Genomic DNA, 22,385 nt, shown 5'->3' with positions numbered 1-22,385 from the left:
CGCCCGGAATCCGTCCCTCATGTTTGACATCGTCCGGATCGCTTTAACGCGGCCGTATACATTTGTCGTCCTCGCCTTGCTGATCCTGATCGTGGGACCGCTTGCGGCCCTGCGCACGCCGACGGACATCTTCCCCAACATCAACATTCCCGTGATCGCGGTGGTCTGGCAGTACACCGGGCTGCCGCCGGACCAGATGGCCGGTCGCGTCTCGTCGCCCTTCGAGCGCGTGCTGACCACGACAGTGAACGACGTGGAGCACATCGAAGCCAGCTCGATCAACGGCTTCGGTATCGTCAAGATCTTCTTCCAGCCCACGGTCAACATCCAGACGGCCAACGCGCAGGTGACCGCCGTCTCGCAGACGCTGCTGCGCCAGCTGCCCCCGGGTACCACGCCCCCGCTGATCCTGAACTACAGCGCCTCGACGGTTCCGATCATCCAGCTGGCGTTGTCTGGCGAGGGCCTCACCGAGCAGAACCTCGGCGATCTCGGCCTCAACAACATCCGTCCGCAGCTGACGTCGGTGGCGGGTGCGGCGATCCCGTATCCGTTTGGCGGCAAGACGCGCCAGGTGCAGATCGACATCGATCCGCCGGCGCTGCAGGCGCGTGGGCTATCGGCGCAGGACGTGGCCAATGCCCTGGCCGCACAGAATCTGATCACGCCGGTCGGTACGCAGAAGATCGGGCGGTACGAGTACACGCTGCAGCTCAACAACGCACCGTCCGATATCAACGAACTCGGCAACCTGCCCATCAAGAGCGTCAACGGTGCCACCGTTTTCGTGCGCGACGTTGCCCACGTGCGCGATGGCTCGCCGCCGCAGACCAACATCGTGCACGTCAACGGTGATCGCTCGGTGCTGATGACGGTGCTGAAGAACGGCTCCGCGTCCACCCTGGCGATCATCGCCGGGATCAAGGATCGCGTGAAGGCGATGAAGGACGGCCTGCCGCCGAACCTGACGATCGTGCCGATCGGCGACCAGTCGCTCTTCGTCAGCGCCGCCATCGAAGGCGTGATCCGCGAGGGCATCATCGCGGCAGCGCTCACCAGCCTCATGGTGTTGCTGTTCCTTGGCAGCTGGCGTTCGACCCTGATCATCGCCACGTCGATCCCGCTGGCGATCCTCGCTGCGATCGCCGCGCTGTCGGCTATCGGCGAGACGATGAACATCATGACACTGGGTGGTCTCGCGCTCGCGGTCGGCCTCCTCGTCGACGACGCCACGGTGACCATCGAGAACATCAACTGGCACCTGGAGCAGGGCAAGGACGTCGAACCGGCGATCATCGATGGCGCCGCGCAGATCTTCGCCCCGGCCTTCGTGGCGCTGTTGTGCATCTGCATCGTGTTCGTGCCGATGTTCTTCCTGACCGGCGTGGCGCGCTTCCTCTTCGTGCCCATGGCCGAAGCGGTGATGTTCTCCATGACGGCCTCGTTCATCCTCTCGCGTACCCTGGTACCGACGATGGCGAAGTACATGCTTCACAAGCACACTCACGACGATCCGCATGGCGAAGGGAAGAAGCCGTCGCGCAATCCGCTGGTTCGCTTCCAGCGCCGGTTCGAGGCGGGCTTCGAGAGGACTCGCGAGAGCTATCACGACCTGCTCAAGCTGGCGCTGCATCACCGCAAGGTGTTCGCTGCCTGCTTCCTGGCTTTCGTGATCCTGACCTTCGCGCTGGTGCCTATGCTGGGCCGCAACTTCTTCCCATCGGTGGATGCGGGCCAGATCCTGATGCATGTGCGCGCGCCGGTCGGAACGCGCGTGGAGGAAAGTGCGCGTCTCTTCGCCGACGTGACCAATGCCGTGCGCCGGATCATCCCGAAGGAAGAGCTGGGCACCGTGGTCGACAACATGGGCCTGTCGTCGTCGGGCATCAACAATACGTACAACAACACGGGAACGATCGGCTCGCAGGACGGCGATATCGAGATCGCGCTGAACGAGGGCCACGCCTCGACACCGGATTACGTCCGCAAGCTTCGCGAGCAGCTGCCGCGTGAGTTCCCGGGCGTCACGTTCTCCTTCCCGCCCGCCGACATCACCAGCCAGATCCTCAATTTCGGATCGCCGGCACCCATCGACCTGCAGATACGCGGTCCTAATCTTGCCGCCAACTTCGCCTACGCGGACCGCTTGCTTCGCGACATCCGTCGCGTGCCCGGCGTGGCCGATGCACGTATCCAGCAATCGAACGCGGTGCCCACGCTGAACATCGACGTGGATCGCAGCCGTGCCCAGGAAATCGGAATCAACGAGCGTGACGTGACCGCCAGCCTCGGCGTGAACCTCGCGGGCTCGAGCCAGATCGCGCCGACCTTCTGGCTGAACCCGCAGAACGGCGTGTCGTACCCGATCGTCATGCAGACGCCGCAGTACAGCCTCGACACCTTGCCCGATCTCGAGAACGTGCCGATCAGCCCGAGCTCCGGCACGGGTGGATCGCAGATCCTCGGCGGTATCGCGCATGTTTCGCGCACGGCGACCAATGCCGTGATCAGCCAGTACAACATCCAGCCGATGGTCGAGATCTACGCCACCACGCAGGATCGTGACCTCGGTGCCGTCTCCGCCGACATCCAGAAGATCGTGGAGGCGAACAAGAAGTTTCTGCCGAAGGCATCGTCCACCGCGTTGCTGGGCCAGGTGCAGACGATGAACGATTCGTTCTCCGGCCTTATCTTCGGCCTGCTCGGCGCCATCGTGCTGATCTACCTTCTGATCGTGGTGAACTTCCAGTCGTGGAGCGATCCGTTCGTGATCATCACGGCATTGCCTGCCGCCATCGCCGGCATCATCTGGATGTTGTTCGCCACCCACACCACCTTGTCCGTTCCCGCGCTGACGGGCGCGATCATGTGCATGGGTGTGGCGACGGCCAACTCCATCCTTGTGGTCAGTTTCTGTCGCGAGCGTCTCGACGTACTCGGCGACGCGACCGCCGCGGCACTCGAAGGAGGCTTCGTTCGCTTCCGCCCGGTGTTGATGACCGCGCTGGCAATGATCATCGGCATGGCGCCCATGGCCATGGGCTTCGGTGAGGGCGGCGAGCAGAACGCCCCGCTCGGTCGCGCCGTGATCGGCGGCCTGCTCTTCGCTACCACTGCCACGCTGTTCTTCGTCCCCGTCGTTTTCAGCATGATCCACGCGCGTCGTGGTCACCCGTCCCACAGCCCGGTGAATCCCGGGGAGCCCGTCCATGTCGCCTGAAACCCTGCACACTCCGCCGCCGCGCCGACTCCGTCTGGCCGGCATCATCGCCGCCATCGTGGTCCTTGCCATCGTGGTGGCCGGCGTCGCCACCCGCGCGAACGATTCGCGCAAGCTGCGTACATGGACGGACGACCAGGCCACGCCAACGGTCAACGTCGTGTCGCCGCAGAGTGGACAGGGCGGCGGTGACCTGAACCTGCCGGGCCGCCTCCAGGCATACGCCCGCGCGCCTATTTTCGCGCGTACCAGCGGCTACCTGAAGTACTGGAAAGTCGATATCGGCCAGAAGGTGAAGGCCGGCGATGTCCTCGGCGAGATCGAGACACCCGACCTCGACCAGCAGTTGCTCCAGGCGAAGGCGGACCTCGCCAGCGCACGCGCCAATGAATCGCTGGCACAGACGACGGCCACGCGCTGGAAGGACATGCGCGACTCCGACTCGGTGTCCAAGCAGGAGGTCGATGAGAAGATGGGCGATTACGACGCCAAGCACGCGCTCGCCGCGGCCGCGGCCGCGAATCTCGAACGCATCCAGGCGCTGAAGGGCTACGCCAAGCTCACCGCGCCGTTTGACGGCACGGTGACGGCCCGCGAGACGGATGTCGGCGCTTTGATCAATGCCGGCGGGGTGGGGCAGGAACTGTTCGTGGTGTCCGATACGCGCAAGCTGCGCATGTACGTGAACGTGCCGCAGAACTACGCCCCGGCGATCAAGCCGGGCGAGCCGGTGAAGCTCACGGTGCCCGAGTACCCGGGCCAGACGTTCACCGGCACGATTGAATCGTCGTCCGCCGCGATCAACGCAGCCTCCGGTACGACGCTCGTGCAAGTCTCGGTCGATAACAAGGACGGCAAGCTGCTTCCGGGTAGCTATGCGAGCGCCACCTTCGGCCTCCCGGCGAATGCCACCTTGTTCAGTGTGCCCGCGAGCGCGGTCGTGTACGACGATCGCGGCCTTCGCGTCGCCCTGGTCGACGCCCAGAACAAAGTGAAGTTCAAGGACGTCACGATCACGCGCGACTTCGGCAAGACGATCCAGCTGGGCTCGGGAATCGCCGCGGGTGATCGCCTGATCGAAAGCCCGCCCGATGGCCTGGCCGACGGTGACACCGTGCGCGTCAGCGCGCCGAAGAAGGTGGAAGGCGACCATGCTCCGAAGGCCTGATTCCGCCAGCGGCCTCCGCGTGTACCGGGCCGGTGCGCTTGCCGCCCTCGTGTCGCTGGGCATCTCGGCCTGCTCGCTCGCGCCCACGTACAAGGTCCCCGACGTACCGGTCGCCGACCAGTACGCCAACGCGAATTCGCCCTGGACCGAAGCGAAGCCGGCTGACCATCTCGACCGCGATGCCTGGTGGAAGCTCTATGGCGACCCGCGCCTCGATGACCTGCAGACGAAGCTGATCGCGAACAACGCGAGTCTCGCCGCCGCACTTGCGCATTACGAGCAGTCCGAGGCGTTTACCCGGCAGGTGCGGTCCGCGCTCTTTCCGACGCTCGGCCTGAATGCCAATGGCCAGCGGGACCGTGAATCGGATACGCGTCCGCTTCGTGGCACCACCTCGCCTTCCATGTACAACTCGTACACGATCGGCGCGCAGGCGGACTACGAAGTCGATCTGTGGGGTCGCGTGCGTGACACTGTCGCCGCCGGCACCGCCGAGCAGGCGGCCGCGGCGGGGGATCTCGCCTCCGCGCGTCTCAGCCTGCAGGCCCAGCTGACCGACAGCTATCTCCAGCTCAACGGTCTCGATCGGCAGGTAAAGGTGCTTAACGAGAGCATCGTCGCGTTCAGTCGCGCGCTGGAGCTCACTGAATCGCGGCACGAGGGCGGGATCTCGTCCGGTCTGGACGTGGCCCGCGCGCAGACACAGCTGTCCAACGCGCGTTCACAGTTGACCCAGGCACAGGCGCAACGTGCACTGATCCAGCATGCGATTGCGGTGCTCGTCGGCGATTCCGCATCGACCTTTACCCTCGCCACGAACGACGCACAGGTGACGGTGCCAACCATTCCGCTCGACGTACCGTCGGTGATTCTCCAGCGTCGCCCGGACATCGCGGCCGCGGAACGGCGTACAGCGGAGGCCAATGCGCGTGTCGGCGTGGCACGCTCCGCTTATTTTCCGCAGCTCACGCTGGACGCCCAGGGTGGCTGGCAAAGTAGCGCGTGGGCCAGCATCGCCACCGCGCCGAACCGCTTCTGGTCGATTGGCCCGACCTTGCTGCTGAGCGTGTTCGATGGCGGTCGCCGCAAGGCGGTCGTGGATGCCGCGAAGGCGGCGACCGACGAGGCCGGCGCGACGTATCGGGACGTGGTGCTCAACGCCTTCGCCCAGGTGGAGGACAACCTCGTCCTGCTGCGCGACCTCGGCACGGCGCTCACGGATCAGCGCGCCGCCGCCGACGCCGCGCAGCGTTCGGTGGACCTGTCGATGAATCGTTACCGTAACGGTGCGGTCGGCTACCTCGACGTGGTCCAGGCACAGACCGATGCCCTCACGGCCCGCCGCAGCGTGATCGACCTCGAGACCCAGCAGCTTCGTGCCAGCGTCCAGCTGATCCGCGCCCTTGGCGGTGGCTGGTCCCAGGGGTAGAGGCTCGCTGCCGTTGTAGGAGCCGATTCATCGGCGATGGGTGCTCGCGTCATTCCCGATGCCCCTCTCCGCAGGAATCGCCGATGAATCGGCTCCTACAAAAAAGCACTGCCCGCCACGGCCACCCCCGGCGCCGTACACTCGGCGCCATGCATGTCATCCTCGAACGCCAGAAGCTCGCCCAGCTGACCGATGGCTCGCCGTCGGTAGCTGTCCGTATCGATCGGCTCGATCGCGCCATCGGCCTCCTGGTCGATCACTCGGCAGACATCGCCGACGCCCTGCGCGATGACTTCGGGCATCGCTCCGTGCAGGGTTCATTGATCACCGACGTCGCGGCGTCCATCGATCCCCTCAAGCACGCGAAGAAGCACGTGCGCCGCTGGATGCGACGTGACCCGCGTCCGGTCACGCCCGCCGCACTCGCCTTGCTCGGCGCACGCGCCTGGGTCGACTACCAGCCCAAGGGCGTGGTCGGTCTGATTTCGCCCTGGAACTTTCCTTTCAATCTCACCTTCTCGCCCCTCGCCGGCATCCTTGCTGCAGGCAACCGCGCGATGATCAAGCCGTCTGAGTTCACGCCACGATCGTCCGCGCTGATGCAGCAGATGATCGCCAAGGGCTTCGACGAGAGCGAGGTCGCCGTGATCACGGGTGGCAGCGATGTGGGCGAACAGTTCTCCGCACTGCCGTTCGACCACCTGATCTTCACCGGCGCGACGTCGGTCGCGCGGCATGTCATGCGCGCCGCCGCGGCGAACCTCGTGCCTGTCACGCTGGAACTGGGCGGCAAGTCCCCGGCCATCATCGGCCGCGACGCGGATCTCGATCTCGCCGCGAAGCGACTGATGTTCGGCAAGACGCTCAATGCGGGGCAGGTGTGTGTCGCACCCGATTACGCGCTGGTTCCGAAGGATTGCGTGGAAGCGTTCGTCGACGCGCTGCAGCGCGCAGTGACAGGCATGTTTCCGACGCTGCGCGACAATCCCGATTACACATCCATCGTCAACACACGTCATCACGAGCGGCTGCTCGGCTATCTCGACGACGCGATGTCGAAGGGCGCGACCGTGCGTTCGCTCGGATCAGCTGCGGAGACGTTCGTCGATCGTCGTATCGCACCGACCGTCGTGCTCGGTGCCAACGACACGATGGACGTGATGCGCGAGGAAATTTTCGGGCCGATCCTGCCGGTGATTCCGTATGACGGGATAGACGTCGCCATCTCGCACATCAACGCGCACGAGCGGCCGTTGAGTCTCTACTACTTCGGCAACGATCACGAAGAGCAGGAGCGTGTTCTCGCACGCACGGTGGTCGGCGGCGTGACGATCAACGACACGATTCTGCACCTGACGATGGACGACCTGCCTTTCGGCGGCGTCGGTCCGTCGGGCATGGGTGCGTATCACGGCGTCGACGGCTTTCGCACTTTCAGCCATGCCCGCTCGGTGTATCGGCAGGCACGCTTCGACGTCTCGGCGATGCTGCGACCGCCCTATGGAAAGACAGTCGATCGATTGCTCGGCTTCAAGATCCGTAGGTAAAAAGTGGTGTGGGAGCCGGCTCCCACACAAAGCCGGTCGCACAAACAAAAAAAGGGGCCGTGAGGCCCCTTCTCGTGACACCGTTTAGCGAGACTTACAGCTTCGCGCCCAGCAGTTCTTCCAGCTTGCGCTGGTCGACCGCGAACTTGCGGATGCCTTCGCCGAGCTTGTCGGTGGCCATCGCGTTTTCGTTGTGGCCCCAGCGGAACTTCGCTTCGTCGAGCTTGGCCGGCTTGTCTTCCTTGGCGCCGGTGTCCTTCAGGGCGACCGGCAGGTCGGTGGTGTTCTCGTCCAGTTCCTTGAGCAGCTCCGGAGCGATCGTCAGGCGGTCGCAGCCGGCGAGGGCCTGGATCTGGCCGATGTTGCGGAAGCTGGCGCCCATGACGACGGTCTCGTAGCCATGCAGCTTGTACCAGTCGTAGATGCGACGGACGGACTGCACGCCCGGATCTTCAGCCGGTGCGTAGGTCTTCTTGTCGGTGTTGGCGACGTACCAGTCGAAGATGCGGCCAACGAACGGCGAGATGAGGAACACGCCGGCTTCGGCGCAGGCCACGGCCTGTTCGAAGCTGAAGAGCAGGGTAAGGTTGCAGTTGATGCCTTCCTTCTGCAGCTTTTCCGCGGCGCGAATGCCTTCCCACGTGGAAGCGAGCTTGATCAGGATGCGTTCTTTCTTGATGCCGAGTTCGTCGTAGAAGCCGATCAGGCGCTTGGCCTTGTCGATCGAGGCGTTCGTGTCGAACGAGAGGCGGGCGTCCACCTCGGTGGAGACCTTGCCCGGGACGATCTTCAGGATCTCGCGGCCGACCAGTACGGCCAGGCGATCGCTGGCGTCGACCAGCTGCTGCTCGCGCTTGTTGCTCTGGCCCTTGGCCCACTGCACGGCTTCGTCGATGTAGCCCGAATACGTCGGGATACCGGCCGCCTTCAGCAGCAGCGACGGGTTGGTGGTCGCGTCTTCCGGCTTGTACTTGGCGATGGCCGAGATGTCGCCGGTGTCGGCTACGACGGTGGTGATCTTGCGCAGTTGCTCGAGCTGAGTGGTCACGTTGGGGTTTCCGTTACCTGGGAGACCTCTATTGTCGCGCCGATTGCCCCCGGCGTGTAGGCATCCAAAGGTTTCGGTTCAGCAATGCGGCGTTCTGTCAGTACAGATCGATCGGATCGACATCCAGCGACCAGCGTACTTTTCGTGCCTCGGGCAGGCCCACGAGCGCGTGCTGCCACGGCCGCAGGAACGCGTGAAGGCGCGCGCGCGAGCCGGCCTCGACCAGCAGCTGGCCCCGGTGGCGACCGGCACGCAGGGGCATGGGCGCGGGCATGGGCCCCGCGATTCGTAAATCGCCCGGCGGTCCGATGGCGGCATGGGCCTGGGCCAGGAAGGCGTCGACCTCGGTGCGACCCAGTGCGTCGGCGCGAAGCAGCACCTGGTGGGCGAAGGGCGGCAGTTCCAGCAGCCGGCGCTCCTCGAGCAGTTCGGTCGCCACGGCGGCGTAACCACCACGCAGCAACGAGTGCAGCATGGGGTGATCGGGATGGTGTGTCTGCAACAGGACGCTGCCCGGCTTGCTCGCGCGCCCCGCGCGGCCCGCCACCTGCACCACGAGTTGGGCGAGGCGCTCGCCGGCGCGGAAGTCCACGCTGTGCAGGCCTTCGTCGACGCCGACGATGGCCACCAGGGTGAGGTTGGGCAGGTCATGTCCCTTCGCCAGCATCTGCGTGCCGACAAGGATCGCCGGCTTGTCTTCGCGCAGGCCGTCGAGGATCTCACCGAAGGCATCGCGCCGGCGGGTGGTCTCGCGGTCGATGCGGACCACCGGCACCTCGGGAAAACGTGCCGTGAGCGCCTCTTCAAGGCGCTCGGTTCCCTGGCCCTGCGGGCTGATGTTGGCCGACTTGCACGACGGACAGGCGGTCGGCACCGCCATGGTGTTGTCGCAGTGGTGACAGATCAGCCGACGGCGTCCGGCATGCAGGGTCATGGGCCGGTCGCAGCGCGGGCAATCCGCATGCCAGCCGCAGTCGTAGCAAAGGAGTACGGGGGCGTAGCCACGTCGGTTGCGGAACACCAGCGCCTGTTCGCCGCGTCCGACACAGGCCGCCACGGCATTCATCAGGGTGGGCGACATGCCATGGTCGAGTCGCTGCGCCCGCATGTCGACGATCTGCACGCGAGTGGATTGCGTGGCACCGGGGCGGCCGCGCAGGACCAGCCGCTGGTAACGCCCGGCCTCGACGTTGCCCAGTGTCTCCAGCGACGGCGTGGCCGAGCCCAGGACCACCGGCACGCCATGGGCGCGGGCGCGGACGAGGGCCAGGTCGCGAGCGTGGTAACGAAAGCCTTCCTGCTGCTTATAGGAGGCGTCGTGTTCCTCGTCGACGATGATCAGGCCGGCATGCGGCAGCGGTGTGAAGACCGCCGAACGCGTTCCGAGCACCACCTTCGCCGTACCGTTTCGTGCTCGCAGCCAGGCGCGCGCACGGTCGCCTTCGGCGAGATTGGAATGGAGTACCTCGATCGTGACGCCGAGCCGTTCGCGCAGGCGCCGCACCGTCTGCGGTGCCAGGCCGATCTCCGGCACCAGCAGCAGGGTCTGCTTGCCATCGGCCAACGCCCGCTCGATCAGGGCGAGATAGACCTCGGTCTTGCCGCTGCCGGTGACGCCGTCGAGGACATAAGGCTGGAAGCGGCCGAATCCTTCGCCCATCGCGGCGACCGCGGCGGCCTGCTCTTCGCTCAGTGCCGGGCCCGGAGCCGGGCTGGCCGGTAGCGACGTTTCCTCCAGCTCCATTTTTTCGACGAGGCCGGCCTCCACCAGGCGCCGCGCCGCAGCGCGCCACTCCGGCAGGGCGAAGCCGAGTTCGTCGGCCGCGCGCGGGCCGTCGACGAGCGCCTCGAGCAAGGCGGCCGAACCACCCTTGCGGCTGCGGGCATCGCGGGCGCTGCGGCCCTGGGTGGTAAGCGCCCAGACCTCCCGGCCGGTCGCCGGCAAGGGCCGCGGCTCACGCAACGCCAGGGGTAGCGCGTTGGCGAAGGCCTCGCCAGGCGCGCCGGCCCAGTAGTCCGCTGCCCAGGCCAGGGTGGCCAGGAGTTCGGCATCGAGCAGGGGGGCGTCGTCGAGGACCTCGCTCACGCGTTTGAGGCGCTTGACACCCACCGCTGCTTCGGCCGCCGGATCGATCACCACGCCGACCATCTCTCCCCGTCCGAACGGCACGCGCACGCGCGATCCCGCCTGCGCGATACCTGCCTCGGGCGGCAGGTAATCGAACAGGGTCAGGAGGGGCACCGGTAAGGCGACACGGAAGACGGCGGTCATGCGACCCCTAGTTTAACGACCTATGCCGATTTCGCTGGTCAATGATTGACCAGTGCGCCATAGGCTTGGGCTGATATGAGATCCCCCAAAAGAGGAATCGAAGGTAAGTGCCCGCCCCAAAGGGGGTTTCCATGTTATCCACAAGACCTGTGGATAAGTCTGTGGATGAGCTCCGGATGGGGGGCATCCAAGGCGCATGGTTGGGCCCTTCGGCTTACCTTGGGTAGATTTTAACCATACTGAAATATTCCATCATTTCAATAACTTAAAAATGAGGCTGCCGCGCCGTTCATCTGGCATCTATAAAACCTTGACAAAAGCGAAGGGGTCTTCGGGCCTGTGCACAACCGCCTGCGCGGTAGGAAAAAATCCTAGTGGGTCATGCCCACGATGGCCGCTATGACCACCGCGAACAGGAGCAGCCAGAAATAGGCGCTGCCTATCAACCAGTACTTCAGGATAGTCATGGGCCATCCCTGCCGGTAAACGCGCTTCTGCATCATCAGCAGGTAAATCGGTATCCACACCCACATGGCGAACTGCACGAAGCCGATAGCGGTTCCCGCCAGGGCGAGCCGGGGGGCAATGGCCTCCCGCGCGAAGCTCAACAGGATCAGTCCCATCAACGAGATGAAAATGAAGGCGTGGCTATGCAGGCTGACGATGAGGTGCTCCATGTACAGCCGTCGGCGGAACACATAGAACAACTTCAGGATCAGGGCGAACACCGGGATCATGAAGAACATCGTCTGTGGCAGGACAGAGAAGAAGCCGTCCAGGATGCGACGGACCGCTTCATCCTTCCCCGGTCCTTTGTTCATGATCGGAATGAGATTGGCTTTCAAGTGGCCGAAGGCGACGTTGAGCCGGTGATTCAGCGCATCCGGAAACCAGCCAACATCAATTTTGGAATCGCTGCCGAACCATTTCTCGACCCTGGCCTCGCCCCGGCCAGGGTGGTCTTCAGTCGGTGCGGATTCGCCCGCCTCAGCGGGGATCGGGGTTGCCTTGAGCGCCACCAGACGGGTGTTTGCCGCCTCCCGGATCAGGCCCGCGGCGGCGCCGAGGCCGGCCTTTGCGGCGCCCGGTAGCGAGGGGTCGTTGCGGGCCGTACGCACCTCGTGGATCTGGTCGTCGTAGAGCGTGTGGACCTCTTCGGCCGTCTTCGCGCTGGCGAAGGCGTCGATCGAATCGCGCGGTGCCGTGCCTTCGGATCCGCCGACCTTGAAGTCGCCGATGGCCAGATGCATGAAGAAGAAGGCGAGCAGGCAGAACACGAACATCAGCCGGAAGGGGGCGATATACCGTACGCGCCGTCCGGAGAAGTATTCCAGGGTGAGGAACCCCGGCTTGGTGTAGAGCGGCGGCAGCGTATGCACGATGCGTTCGTCGAGATGGAAGAACAGGTCTCCCGCGTCCTCGAGCATGTGCGATACCGGCTGGATCACGCTTTTCACGGACTGGCCGCAGTCGTGACAGAAGGCGCCCTGGAGTGCCGCGGTGCAGTTCGCGCACAGCAGGACGGGCGACGGCTTCAGTTCGTTCATCCTTACAACCCCGTGTTTTCCCCTTACGAATTCGGATGATGGCATGGGAGGTGGCTACAATGGGCGGCCCTCCCTGCGTGCTTTCCCCCATGTCCTTCGACCGTGCCCGCGCGCGTCGCGAGATCGGCGCCACCGTCCGGCTGGCCCTTGCGATGATCTTCGCGCAGCTCTCCGCCATGGCGCCCAACGTCGTCGACGCGGTGCTCGCCGGACACCAGGGCGCGCATACGCAGGCTTCAGTGGTTACCGGTGTGAATATCTGGGTGCTCGCGCTCGTGTTCGGCCTCGGCACGATGATGTCCGTGCCGCCGACAGTGGCCCAACTCGACGGCGCGGGGCGGCGCGGCGAAGTTGGCCCGATCTTCCATCAGGCGCTCTATATCGCCTGGGTGCTCGGCGCGCTCATGACGTTCGCCGTCTGGCATGCCTCGCCCTTGATGGCGCTGTTCGGCGTGGTGGAATCGATGCGTGCCGACGTGACGGCCTTCCTGCACGCCATCTGCTTCGCGGCGCCAGCGATCACCACCTATTTCGCCTTGCGAGGTCTTTCCGAGGGCTTATCCATGCCGCGCCCGTCGATGTACTTCAGCTTCGGCGGACTGCTCATTCTGGCGCCGCTGGGCTATGTCCTGATGTACGGCAAGCTCGGCTTCCCCGTCATGGGCGCGCGGGGCAGCGGCATGGCCACGGCGATCGTGCTCTGGCTGGAGACGATCGGTTTCGCGATCTACATCTTCAACCATCGCAACTACCGTGACCTCAATCTTCGCCAGCGCATGGCGAAGCCGGACCTCCGCAAGATTGGCCAGCTGCTCAATATCGGCCTGCCGATGGCGGTTACCCTGTTGATGGAAGCGGGCATGTTCGTCGCCGTCGCCCTGATGATCGGCCGCCTCGGTGAGACGGTAACGGCGAGCCACCACGTGGCGCTCAATGTCGCGTCCGTGGCCTTCATGATTCCGCTGGGCCTGTCCATGGCCATCACCGTGCGTGTCGGCAACGCCGCGGGCCGACGCGATATCACCGGCGTGCGTTACGCCGGCATGTCGGGCATCGCCCTGGTGCTGGTCACCCAATTCCTCTCCTCTGGGACCATGCTGCTCCTGTCCCGCCCCATTGCCAGTCTCTACACCAACGACCCCGCCGTGATCGCCATGGCCTCGCAGCTGTTGATCCTGGCCGGCTTCTTCCAGTTCTCCGACGGCATCCAGGTCGCCTCCAACGGTGCCCTGCGTGGGCTGAAGGACACACGGGTGCCGATGGGCATCACCATGTTCGCGTATTGGGGCGTGGGCGTACCGGTGGGCTGGTGGCTCGCCTTCCCCCACGACCTGGGCGCGCGTGGCATGTGGATGGGTCTGATCGCCGGGCTGAGCATGGCTGCCATCCTCCTTTTCCTGCGTTTCTGGCGAAGCAGCGCCACCGGCCGCTGGCCGGACGACGCCGGATCCGCGCCCCTGCCAATCCACACGTGATGCCGCCGCGCCGACGCGCTACGCTCGACACAACCTTCGAGGAACCCGCTTAGATGCCGGACCGTCACGACGTCACGCCGCCGCCCCTGCCAGGTCGCCCGCAACCCGTTCCGCCGCCGCGGCGCGGAGGCGGTTTCGGCCGGTTCCTGCGCGGCCTCGGTCGGGGCATCAACATCACCCGGCTGGTCATCATCAACGTGATCTTCTTCGGGCTGCTTGCGGTTTTCCTGATCGCGCTTATGGTCAGTGGCCATACGAGCGCGGTGCAGGACAAGACCGTGCTGGTCCTGGCGCCCGAGGGGGCGCTGGTCGAGCAGTACAGCGCCGATGGGCTCTCGCGAGCCATCTCGCGGATGTCCGGCGATGGCGTGAAGCAGGTGCAGGTGCGCGACCTGGTGCGTGCGATCGATGCCGCCACGAAAGACAGCCGGATCAGCCAGATCGTGCTGCGTACCGACAAGCTGCAGGCAGGCGGATTCGCTGCGCTGCGCGAAGTGGGAGCGGCTCTGGATCGCTTCCGTGCCGCAGGCAAGCCGGTGCTCGCCTGGGCCGTGAGCCTTGAACAGGGCCAGTACTACCTCGCCGCGCACGCGGACAAGCTATACGTCGATCCGCAGGGCGGCGTGATGGCCACGGGCCTTGCGAACTACCGCCTGTTCTACAAGGACCTCCTCGACAAGCTCGGCGTTGAAGTGCACCTGTTCCGCGTCGGTCAGTTCAAAAGTGCGGCCGAGCCATTCATCCTCGATCACGCCTCGCCTGAGTCGAAGGAAGCTGATGCCTACTGGCTCGGCGGACTCTGGACGACCTGGATCGACGAAGTGGCGAAACTGCGCCATATCGCGCCGGCCACGCTGCGCGGCGATGTGGACAACCTCGCCGAACGCGTGCGTGACGCCCATGGCAGCCTCGCCGATCTGGCCGTGCAGGAAAAACTCGCTGACGGCATCGCCACCGAACAGCAGTTCGTGCAGATGCTGCGCGAGAGCGGCGTGCCCGCCGGCAAGAAGGACCAGGGCTTCCGACAGGTCGAACTCGACGGTTACCTCGCCGACCGCGGACTCTCCACCACCGACATGCTGCAGACCGATCCGGGCGTCACGGTGGTCGTCGCCGAAGGCGAGATCACCGGCGGCAAGCAGGCGCAGGGCAGTATTGGCGGCGATACCACGGCCGCTTTGATCCGTACCGTGCGTGCCGATCGCCGCACCCGTGCACTGGTGCTGCGCGTGAATTCGCCGGGCGGCGAAGTCTACGCCGCCGAACAGATTCGCCGTGAAGTAGAGCTGACACGCGCGGCGGGCATTCCCGTGATCGTCTCGATGGGCGATGTCGCCGCAAGCGGCGGTTACTGGATTTCCATGAATGCCAATCGCATTTATGCGGAGCCGAACACCATCACCGGTTCGATCGGCATCTTCGGCATGTTCTATACGGTGCCCGATACGCTGGCCAAGATCGGCGTGAAGAGCGACGGCGTCGCCACGAGTCCGCTTGCAGGCGCGTTCGATATCACGCGTCCGCTCGATCCGAAGGTGAGCATCCTCATCCAGAGCATCATCGACAAGGGTTATCGCGACTTCGTGGGCAATGTCGCCAAGGCCCGCGGGAAGGATTTCGCAGCTATCGATGCGATCGCGCAGGGTCGCGTGTGGACAGGCCAGCAAGCGCTCGATCGCGGCCTGGTCGATAAACTCGGCAGCCTCGACGATGCCATTCGCGATGCCGCGCAGCAGGCCAAGCTCGGCAAGGACTTCACGGTGCGCTACGCCGAGAAGCCGATGGGTGCCTTCGAGCGCTTCCTGACCAACGTCGGCGACAGCTCGGAAACGCACGTTGCGTTGTCGTGGGGTCTGCGCCTGCCGAGCTGGGTCGCCGAGCTGCCGCGCCTTGCACCGGAGTTCGCGTTGTTCCGCACGGCCGAGGCGGGCAAGCCGCACGTTTACGCTTACTGCTTCTGTTCGCCGCGCTAAAAGCTTCGCCGATGAATCGGCTCCTACCGGGCAGGGTGCAACAGAGCATCACAGCGTCTGCGCATCGACAGCCTCACGTTGCTTCTTCGCCTGTTCGTCGACGGTCTTCTGCACGTCCTCCGCTTTCTTCTTCTGCGCCTCCATGGCATCCCAGGGCGTCGAAACGCGGGCCTGCGGCGTCGGCGGTTGCTGTGGTGTCGGTGCCGCCGGTTTTGAACAGGCAGCACAGGCGAGGAGGAGCGTGAGCAGCAAAAGGGTGCGGGTCATGGCAGGTCAGCCTTAAGAGACATACCGAGTCTCTCTCGCGTTGCCGGTCAGCGCAATCGCGCACCGTAGAAACCGTTGCCCCGTTCCACTTCCATCTCCCACCCGAAGAGTTCCGAGAGGCGGTCGTCGGCGAGCAGGCGTTCCTTTGGGCCCTGGTCGAAGAGGCGGCCCTCTCGCAACATCACCACGTGACCGATCTCCGGCACGATTTCCTCCACGTGATGGGTCACCAGCAGCAAGGTGGTGCCCTCGCGCGCCAGTTCGCTGAGCAGGTCGAGGAAGCGGCGCCGGGTACCCGGATCGAGTCCGGCGCAGGGCTCGTCCAGGAGCAACGCACGCGGGCGATGAACTAGCGCCCGGGCAATCAGCACCCTTCGGGCTTCGCCGGTGGACAGCGTCGACACATCCCGTTCGGCGAGGTGCACCGCACCGACGCGTGCCAGTGCCTCGGCGGCACGGTGGCGCATGGCCTCGTCCACGATATGGTCGAGGCAGAGCGTCATGGACGCGAAGAATCCGGAAAGCACGGCATTCAAGGCTTGTTCGTTGCTGGCTTCGAACTCGCGGCGCAGGTCGGACGACACCACGCCGAGCAGGGAGCGCAGTTCGGCCACGCTCCAGCGGTCGCGCCCGAACACACGGACGACCGGCGAGCCGTCCGCATGGACAATCGGATACAACCGTCGTTCGACCAGCTTGACCAGGGTGGATTTGCCCGAGCCGTTCGGGCCCAGGATGGCTGTGTGCTGACCGGGTGCGATCGACAGCGAGAGGGCGTCGAGCAGCCTCCGGTCTTCACGCAACACCGTGGCACGGTCGATGGAAAGCAGGGTGTCGTGATCGTTCATCGGTCCATCCTGTCGTAAGGGCGTGTTGCGCTCAACCCTTCGTCGCAAGGCAGGCACGCGGTACGATTCGCTCATAGACGGAGACCACTCATGCACCCACGACTCAGTAGCTGGCGCCTCGACGGGCGTACTGCCCTTGTGACCGGAGCCAGCAAGGGCATCGGTTACGCCTGCGCGCGTGAGCTCGCTGTTCTCGGTGCCGACGTGTTGCTAGTGGCCCGCGACGAGCTTCAACTGGAGGAAGTGCGCGACGAACTCGCCGAGGAGTGCCCCGATGTCGAGATTCTCGCCATGGCCGCCGACCTGGCCGACGAGGAAGACCGGCTTGCCGTGTTCGACTGGGTAGCCGACCTGGAGGTGAATCTTTCCATCCTGGTGAATAACGTCGGAGGCAACACACCGCGCGCCACGCTCGACTACGAACCGGAGGAATACCGGCAACTCTTCGAACTCAATGTCTTCTCGGCGTACGAGATGTGCCGCTCGGCGTATCCCCACCTGGTGCAGCATGCGAATGCGGCCATCGTAAACATCGGCTCGGTCTCCGGCATCACGCATGTGCGTACCGGGTCTCCGTACGGCATGACGAAGGCCGCGTTGCACCAGCTGACGCGCAACCTTGCCGTGGAATGGGCGGAAGACGGCATTCGCGTCAACGCCGTCGCGCCGTGGTACATCCGCACGCAGCGCAGTGAGCCGGCGCTCGCCAACGCGGAGTATCTCGAAGAGGTGCTCGACCGCACGCCGATGGGACGCATCGGTGAGCCCGAGGAAGTGGCGGGCGCCGTGGCCTTCCTCTGCATGCCGGCGTCGAGCTATGTCACCGGTGAGATCGTCGCCGTGGACGGTGGTTTTCTTCGTTACGGATTCTGACCGGCGTTTGTCACGGTCCCGCCCGGACAACGCCAGACGATGCGGGCATCGTTACGAAGGTCTACGGGGAGTCGATAATGAACGATGAAACGATGTCCTTGCGCATTCGTCGGGCGGAAATGGCCGATGCAAACCAGGTCGCGATCTGCCTGCAGTCGCTCGGCTATGGCGCCTCGGCCGACCTGGTCCGGGCAAAGCTGGCGGCATTCGGCGAACAGTCCGATGCCGTTCTCGTCGCGTGCCATGGGGTGCTCATCGTCGGTGTCGTCAGTGTTCACATCACGCCACTCTTCCACGCGCCGGGGCACCTCGCACGCGTCACGGCGCTGTCCATTCGTGACGGCCACCAGCGTCAAGGTATCGGCACGGCACTCATGGTCGCGGCAGAACAATGGAGCTGGGCATCCGGCGCGGCACGAGTGGACCTGACCAGCGGAAACCACCGCCCCGAGGCGCATCGGTTCTACGAATCGCTGGGCTACGGTACGGACTCGCGCCGCTTCGTAAAGCATCGCCCCGTCGAGGCGTGACGGGGCGTCGCCTCAAGGGCACGACTGCAACTGGCTGCGAAGGCGTGCGTCCTTCGCGTCCAGCGGTGGACGGTCACTCTTGAACGCGTTGCGGATCTGCCGTTGCGTCGCTTCCGACTCGCTGCGCAATGCCTGGCAGGTTTCCGCGGGGCTGAGTTCCCGACACTGGTCCTGCACCCAGACGTAGTTGCTCGTCGCGATGGCGCCGACATTGCCCTTGCCGCGGTTGAGCTCCGGGGCCGAGGCCACGGCGGAGTTGGGGTTACCGTAGGTATCGGACAGTGACCCGCCAGCGACACCGAGCACACCGAGGGGCGCGAGGTAGGGCTGCGGATTGCCATCCGCGCTGGTGTACGGTTTGCCGTCCGTTGCACGGATGCAGCCGAACATCCGCGGCGGAGGCGGCAACGGCTGGGATTGAGGTGGCGGAGGATCTGAAGTTGCATCGTCTCGCCGAGGCGCGTCGGGCATCGGCGCGACCTGGCCACTGGCCGGCGCGGAGTCCTCCAGTTGGAGTGTCTCCTGCCGCTGGCTTTTCGCGCACGGCGTCTGCTGGTAGATCGTCTGCCCGCCAGCCAGGCACTTGTAGACGGTCTCCGCGCTCACGCCACTCGTGGCCGCGAAGGCCAGGGCGGCGAGCGCGTACACCGTGCAACGCATGCTCAGAAGTCCGCGACGTGGTCTTCGGACGCAAACCCGAGGGTCATGGCGCCTTCGCCGACGTTGACCATGCCGGTGATGCTCATCGGGCTTTCCAGGATCTCGACGCCGGCATCGCCGCAGACGCGCGTGAGGGCGTGGTAACCCGTCAACGCGCGCATCTCCTCGAGGTCGCCGCCGTAGCTCAGCGACAGCGAGGGCACGAGCAGCCCGGCCTGGACGCGCTTGGACGCATAGTCGAACAGCACCTGGGCGCCGTGGTCGAAGCCGCGCACCTTGCCGACCGGGCCGGTCTCGCCGCGATGGGCGCGCAGGATCGGCTTGATGTCCAGGGCGGTGCCCAGCATGGAACTCATGAAGCTGACGCTGCGGTCACCCTTGCTGCGGGCTCGGGAACGAAGGTAGTTGAGATCGCGGGGCAGCATGTAGCCGTAGGAGCAGTCGGCGATGTGCGCCACCCGTTCGCGTACCTCGGCCGGCGACTTGCCGGACTGGATCATGCGCACGGCTTCGGCCACCACCGGGCCGGAGCCGGCGAAGATGTTGCGCGTATCGACCACTCGCATCAGGAACGGTCCGGTGATCCCCGCCGCCTCGCGGATAGGGCGGTAGTTCTTCAGGATGGCGAAACTGGCCTTGATCACGTTGTCGTGGATCGGACTGCGCGTGGCCATGATGGTCAGGCAAACGACGCAGTCGTAATCCTTGACCAGGCGGTCCAGGAACAGGTTCTGCACGTCCTCGACCGAACTGGGCTCGGTTTCGCCCGAGTGGCTCTTGCTGCCGAGCTTCTGGTCGCGGAAACGCTGGATCTCGACCGGGTCACGGTCGTCCTTGAACTTCTGGCCGTCGACCTTCACGGTAATCGGCATCACGGCGATGCCGTTGCGTTCCAGGAAATCCTGCGGCACGTCACAGGCCGCATCAATCGCTACACCGATTCGCATCGGGTACTACCCCCGTCGAAGGCCTTTGGCCCAGCGGCACCCGAAACGCCCGCTGCGTTCCATCTCGCCCCGCTTGGGCCGGATGCTACACTTGCCCGAATGAATTTGGCACTCCGCCGGCGTGGCGTCGCCGGTAACCGCGCCGTCGGTCCGTGAAGGCAGCCCTCCGCCTCCGCCGGCGCTTGCGCAACCGGGCTCCCCATGAAAACCAAGAACGAGATCGTCTCCAACTGGCTGCCCCGCTATACGGGCACCCCCCTGGAGGCCTTCGGCCAGCACATCCTGCTGACCAACTTCGGCCATTACGTCGAACGCTTCGCCCTCGACCATGGCGTGGAAGTGCGGGGCCGCGACCGTCCCATGCCTAACGCCACGGCCGACGGCATCACCCTGATCAACTTCGGCATGGGTAGCCCCAACGCTGCCACGGTGATGGATCTGCTCAGTGTCATCGCGCCGGAGGCCGTCCTCTTCCTCGGCAAGTGCGGCGGCCTGAAGAGAAAAAACTCAATCGGCGACCTGATCCTGCCCATCGCAGCGATCCGCGGTGAGGGCACCTCGAACGACTACCTGCTTCCCGAGGTGCCGGCCCTCCCGGCCTTCCAGCTCCAGCGTGCCGTGTCGACGATGATTCGCGACCTTGGCCATGACTACTGGACAGGCACGGTCTACACGACCAATCGCCGGGTCTGGGAACACGACGAAGCCTTCAAGGACTACCTGCGTCGCACGCGCAGCATGGCCATCGACATGGAAACGGCGACGATCTTCGCCGCGGGCTTCGCCAACCACATTCCCTGCGGCGCCCTGCTCCTGGTCTCCGACCAGCCCATGATTCCCGAGGGCGTGAAAACTGAAAGCAGTGATGCGGTCGTCACCGCCAACTATGTCGAGCGGCATATCAAGGTAGGCATCGAGGCACTGAAGCTAGTGCGGCGCCATGGCCGGAGCGTGAAGCACCTACGGTTCGAAGACGATTCCGCCGACTGAGAAAGTAGGGTAACTCGCGCATTCTGTAGGAGCCGCTTCAGCGGCGATGGGTGCTGGCCTCGTCTCATCAGACAAGGAAGTAAATGAAACCACGTGATCTCATTCTAGGCATCGTCGTCACCCTCATCTGGGGCAGTAACTTCTCGGTGATCGAGGTCGGCTTGCGTGACCTCGATCCTTTTCTGCTCACCGGGTTACGGTTCGCCTTCACGGCATTCCCGCTGATCCTGTTCCTGCCGCGGCCGCGCGATGTGCCGCTTCCCTCCCTCGCAGCGTATGGCCTGCTCTTCGGCGTCGGCCTGTGGTGGGTCGTGAATCTGGCGATGTCCAAGGGCATGTCGCCCGGACTGTCATCGCTGGTGCTGCAGTTCAGCGCGTTCTTCACCGTAATCTTGAGCGCCGTGGTACTGCGTGAACGGATGCGTGCGCCGCAGCTGGTGGGCATGCTTGTTGCCGCCGCCGGATTGCTGGTGGTCATACATGCCACGAGCGGAACATCGACGACGCTCGGTGTCGTGCTCGTGTTACTCGCGGCCGTCAGCTGGAGCGTCTGCAATCTCATCGTGAAACGGCACAAGCCGAAAGACATGATGGCCTTCGTGGCGTGGTCGAGTGTGTTCTCAGCGCCCGTATTGTTCGTGCTGACCTACGTGAGCGAGGGGGCGGCGCCGTTCGTCGCGCTGTCGCACGGCGTGTCATGGGCAGCGATCGGTTCGGTGCTTTTCCAGGCGTATGTCACCACGGTGTTCGGCTATATGGTCTGGAATAACCTGATGAAGAAGTATCCCGCGGCCAGTGTCGCGCCGCTGTCGCTGATCGTGCCGGTATCGGGCATCGTCACTTCTTATCTCGCCTTCGATGAGCACTTCGCAACGGGTGTGTGGATCGGGGCGGCGGTGATGCTGACGGGTGTAGCGATCTTCGTCTGCGCACCCTATCTCCGGAAGCAGCAGACCATCGCAGCACGGTAGGAGCCGATTCATCGGCGAACCCGCGGCAGCGGCCCATGTTCCGGTAAGCGCCCATCGCCGCTGAAGCGGCTCCCACATGATGCAAAAAAAAAGGCCGCTCCATCTAGAGCGGCCAATATCCGGGGAAATGCTTTGCTGTTGTTGTTATGCGATATAGCTAAGCGTTTTCGTTACAGCGTGAAGTCGTAGCGAGCTCCGAGGCGGATGGTGCGCGGATCGGAGAACGAACGGGCACGCTTGTATTGCGGATCCGGCGTGCCGCTGTCGGTTTCGCCGTACTCGTAGTACTGGGTAACGCGCTGCTTACCCAATGCGTTGAATGCGTCGGCCGAAAGCGTGAGCTTGTGGTCGGCGAAGGCCGGCTTCCAGGCGACGCTCAGGTCCACGTTGTACGTCCACGGTGTCCGGCCGAAGCTGCCGCGCGGGGCGGGCTGGCCATTGCAGTAGAAGTAAGCGGCGCCATACTGGTACGGATCGCCACCGACGGAGTCCGGGCGGGTACCGATGCAGCTGACCGGGTAGCCCGAGGCGATACGGGTAACGGTCGAGAACGCCCACTCATCGTTCGGCGCGTAAGTACCGTAGATGCGCAGCTGATGCTTCTGGTCGTTCGGCAGATC

Annotated in this window: 17 protein-coding genes and 1 pseudogene; 10 read left to right on the top strand and 8 right to left on the bottom strand. The window is 64.7% G+C overall.

From position 1 onward, the window contains the following. Positions 1 to 19: 19 nt before the first annotated feature. From HB634_RS12840 to HB634_RS12825, 4 genes are all read left to right on the top strand, one after another. On the top strand, positions 20 to 3,220 hold the full coding sequence (locus tag HB634_RS12840; protein ID WP_063571484.1) for an efflux RND transporter permease subunit: 3,201 nt from the start codon (positions 20 to 22) through the stop codon (positions 3,218 to 3,220). Next, positions 3,210 to 4,388, top strand: coding sequence for an efflux RND transporter periplasmic adaptor subunit (locus HB634_RS12835; RefSeq protein WP_213948851.1), 1,179 nt, complete (start codon positions 3,210 to 3,212; stop codon positions 4,386 to 4,388). Before HB634_RS12840 ends, HB634_RS12835 begins: the two co-directional genes overlap by 11 nt. Then, the gene (locus tag HB634_RS12830; protein WP_213948850.1) at positions 4,372 to 5,817 is read left to right on the top strand and encodes an efflux transporter outer membrane subunit; all 1,446 of its coding nucleotides are present in this window, start codon (positions 4,372 to 4,374) and stop codon (positions 5,815 to 5,817) included. The genes HB634_RS12835 and HB634_RS12830 overlap by 17 nt, the downstream gene beginning before the upstream one ends. Positions 5,818 to 5,900: 83 nt before the next feature. Then, positions 5,901 to 7,364: a coniferyl aldehyde dehydrogenase gene (locus HB634_RS12825; protein WP_255548558.1), complete on the top strand. Its 1,464-nt coding sequence runs from the start codon at positions 5,901 to 5,903 to the stop codon at positions 7,362 to 7,364. A 94-nt stretch (positions 7,365 to 7,458) separates the two neighbouring features. Here HB634_RS12825 and tal read toward each other — a convergent pair whose 3' ends face one another. From tal to HB634_RS12810, 3 genes are all read right to left on the bottom strand, one after another. After that, a complete protein-coding gene (tal, locus tag HB634_RS12820) occupies positions 7,459 to 8,412 on the bottom strand; it encodes a transaldolase (protein WP_063572621.1) in 954 nt (317 codons plus the stop codon). 97 nt (positions 8,413 to 8,509) lie between these two features. Continuing rightward, positions 8,510 to 10,684, bottom strand: coding sequence for a primosomal protein N' (locus HB634_RS12815; protein ID WP_213948849.1), 2,175 nt, complete (start codon positions 10,682 to 10,684; stop codon positions 8,510 to 8,512). Positions 10,685 to 11,055: 371 nt separating this feature from the next. Continuing rightward, positions 11,056 to 12,231, bottom strand: coding sequence for a DUF3667 domain-containing protein (locus HB634_RS12810; RefSeq protein ID WP_213948848.1), 1,176 nt, complete (start codon positions 12,229 to 12,231; stop codon positions 11,056 to 11,058). An 89-nt stretch (positions 12,232 to 12,320) separates the two neighbouring features. Here HB634_RS12810 and HB634_RS12805 point away from each other — a divergent pair, with 89 nt between their 5' ends. Both HB634_RS12805 and sppA read left to right on the top strand, forming a co-directional pair. Further along, positions 12,321 to 13,706, top strand: a complete 1,386-nt coding sequence (locus tag HB634_RS12805) for an MATE family efflux transporter (RefSeq protein WP_213948847.1) — start codon at positions 12,321 to 12,323, stop codon at positions 13,704 to 13,706. A gap of 53 nt (positions 13,707 to 13,759) precedes the next feature. Continuing rightward, the gene (gene sppA / locus HB634_RS12800; protein WP_213948846.1) at positions 13,760 to 15,679 is read left to right on the top strand and encodes a signal peptide peptidase SppA; all 1,920 of its coding nucleotides are present in this window, start codon (positions 13,760 to 13,762) and stop codon (positions 15,677 to 15,679) included. 48 nt (positions 15,680 to 15,727) lie between these two features. Here sppA and HB634_RS12795 read toward each other — a convergent pair whose 3' ends face one another. Further along, a complete protein-coding gene (locus HB634_RS12795; protein ID WP_213948845.1) occupies positions 15,728 to 15,946 on the bottom strand; it encodes a hypothetical protein in 219 nt (72 codons plus the stop codon). A gap of 47 nt (positions 15,947 to 15,993) precedes the next feature. Then, positions 15,994 to 16,794 (bottom strand): ATP-binding cassette domain-containing protein, encoded by an 801-nt coding sequence (locus tag HB634_RS12790; RefSeq protein WP_213948844.1) that lies wholly within the window; start codon positions 16,792 to 16,794, stop codon positions 15,994 to 15,996. A gap of 90 nt (positions 16,795 to 16,884) precedes the next feature. Between HB634_RS12790 and HB634_RS12785 the strand changes: the two genes are divergently transcribed. Both HB634_RS12785 and HB634_RS12780 read left to right on the top strand, forming a co-directional pair. Then, positions 16,885 to 17,667: an SDR family oxidoreductase gene (locus HB634_RS12785; protein ID WP_063572325.1), complete on the top strand. Its 783-nt coding sequence runs from the start codon at positions 16,885 to 16,887 to the stop codon at positions 17,665 to 17,667. Positions 17,668 to 17,744: 77 nt separating this feature from the next. After that, positions 17,745 to 18,197 (top strand): GNAT family N-acetyltransferase, encoded by a 453-nt coding sequence (locus HB634_RS12780; RefSeq protein WP_213948843.1) that lies wholly within the window; start codon positions 17,745 to 17,747, stop codon positions 18,195 to 18,197. A gap of 12 nt (positions 18,198 to 18,209) precedes the next feature. Here the strand turns inward: HB634_RS12780 and HB634_RS12775 are convergent, their stop codons facing one another. Beyond that, entirely contained in the window at positions 18,210 to 18,857 is a 648-nt protein-coding gene (locus HB634_RS12775) for a DUF4124 domain-containing protein (RefSeq protein ID WP_213948842.1), read from the bottom strand. 2 nt (positions 18,858 to 18,859) lie between these two features. After that, positions 18,860 to 19,804 (bottom strand): DegV family protein, encoded by a 945-nt coding sequence (locus HB634_RS12770; protein ID WP_063573849.1) that lies wholly within the window; start codon positions 19,802 to 19,804, stop codon positions 18,860 to 18,862. 201 nt (positions 19,805 to 20,005) lie between these two features. Here HB634_RS12770 and HB634_RS12765 point away from each other — a divergent pair, with 201 nt between their 5' ends. Together HB634_RS12765 and HB634_RS12760 are read left to right on the top strand one after the other, a co-directional pair. Then, positions 20,006 to 20,794, top strand: coding sequence for an AMP nucleosidase (locus HB634_RS12765; protein WP_213948841.1), 789 nt, complete (start codon positions 20,006 to 20,008; stop codon positions 20,792 to 20,794). Between the two features lie 83 nt (positions 20,795 to 20,877). Then, the gene (locus HB634_RS12760) at positions 20,878 to 21,765 is read left to right on the top strand and encodes an EamA family transporter (protein ID WP_213948840.1); all 888 of its coding nucleotides are present in this window, start codon (positions 20,878 to 20,880) and stop codon (positions 21,763 to 21,765) included. A gap of 170 nt (positions 21,766 to 21,935) precedes the next feature. On the opposite strand, the pseudogene HB634_RS12755 reads toward HB634_RS12760, so the two are convergent. Further along, a pseudogene (locus HB634_RS12755) lies at positions 21,936 to 22,385 on the bottom strand (Oar protein); the annotation flags it as partial.

The sequence above is a fragment of the Luteibacter sp. dw_328 genome (genome assembly GCF_018449605.1).
GTDB lineage: Bacteria > Pseudomonadota > Gammaproteobacteria > Xanthomonadales > Rhodanobacteraceae > Luteibacter.
This window is presented reverse-complemented; position numbering and strand designations above follow the sequence as displayed.

Coding starts and splice junctions, on each gene's coding strand:
- HB634_RS12840 (WP_063571484.1), top strand. CDS start 20: ATGTTTGACATCGTCCGGATCGCTTTAACGCGGCCGTATACATTTGTC.
- HB634_RS12835 (WP_213948851.1), top strand. CDS start 3,210: ATGTCGCCTGAAACCCTGCACACTCCGCCGCCGCGCCGACTCCGTCTG.
- HB634_RS12830 (WP_213948850.1), top strand. CDS start 4,372: ATGCTCCGAAGGCCTGATTCCGCCAGCGGCCTCCGCGTGTACCGGGCC.
- HB634_RS12825 (WP_255548558.1), top strand. CDS start 5,901: ATGAATCGGCTCCTACAAAAAAGCACTGCCCGCCACGGCCACCCCCGG.
- HB634_RS12815 (WP_213948849.1), bottom strand. CDS start 10,684: ATGACCGCCGTCTTCCGTGTCGCCTTACCGGTGCCCCTCCTGACCCTG.
- HB634_RS12810 (WP_213948848.1), bottom strand. CDS start 12,231: ATGAACGAACTGAAGCCGTCGCCCGTCCTGCTGTGCGCGAACTGCACC.
- HB634_RS12805 (WP_213948847.1), top strand. CDS start 12,321: ATGTCCTTCGACCGTGCCCGCGCGCGTCGCGAGATCGGCGCCACCGTC.
- sppA (WP_213948846.1), top strand. CDS start 13,760: ATGCCGGACCGTCACGACGTCACGCCGCCGCCCCTGCCAGGTCGCCCG.
- HB634_RS12795 (WP_213948845.1), bottom strand. CDS start 15,946: ATGACCCGCACCCTTTTGCTGCTCACGCTCCTCCTCGCCTGTGCTGCC.
- HB634_RS12790 (WP_213948844.1), bottom strand. CDS start 16,794: ATGAACGATCACGACACCCTGCTTTCCATCGACCGTGCCACGGTGTTG.
- HB634_RS12785 (WP_063572325.1), top strand. CDS start 16,885: ATGCACCCACGACTCAGTAGCTGGCGCCTCGACGGGCGTACTGCCCTT.
- HB634_RS12780 (WP_213948843.1), top strand. CDS start 17,745: ATGAACGATGAAACGATGTCCTTGCGCATTCGTCGGGCGGAAATGGCC.
- HB634_RS12775 (WP_213948842.1), bottom strand. CDS start 18,857: ATGCGTTGCACGGTGTACGCGCTCGCCGCCCTGGCCTTCGCGGCCACG.
- HB634_RS12770 (WP_063573849.1), bottom strand. CDS start 19,804: ATGCGAATCGGTGTAGCGATTGATGCGGCCTGTGACGTGCCGCAGGAT.
- HB634_RS12765 (WP_213948841.1), top strand. CDS start 20,006: ATGAAAACCAAGAACGAGATCGTCTCCAACTGGCTGCCCCGCTATACG.
- HB634_RS12760 (WP_213948840.1), top strand. CDS start 20,878: ATGAAACCACGTGATCTCATTCTAGGCATCGTCGTCACCCTCATCTGG.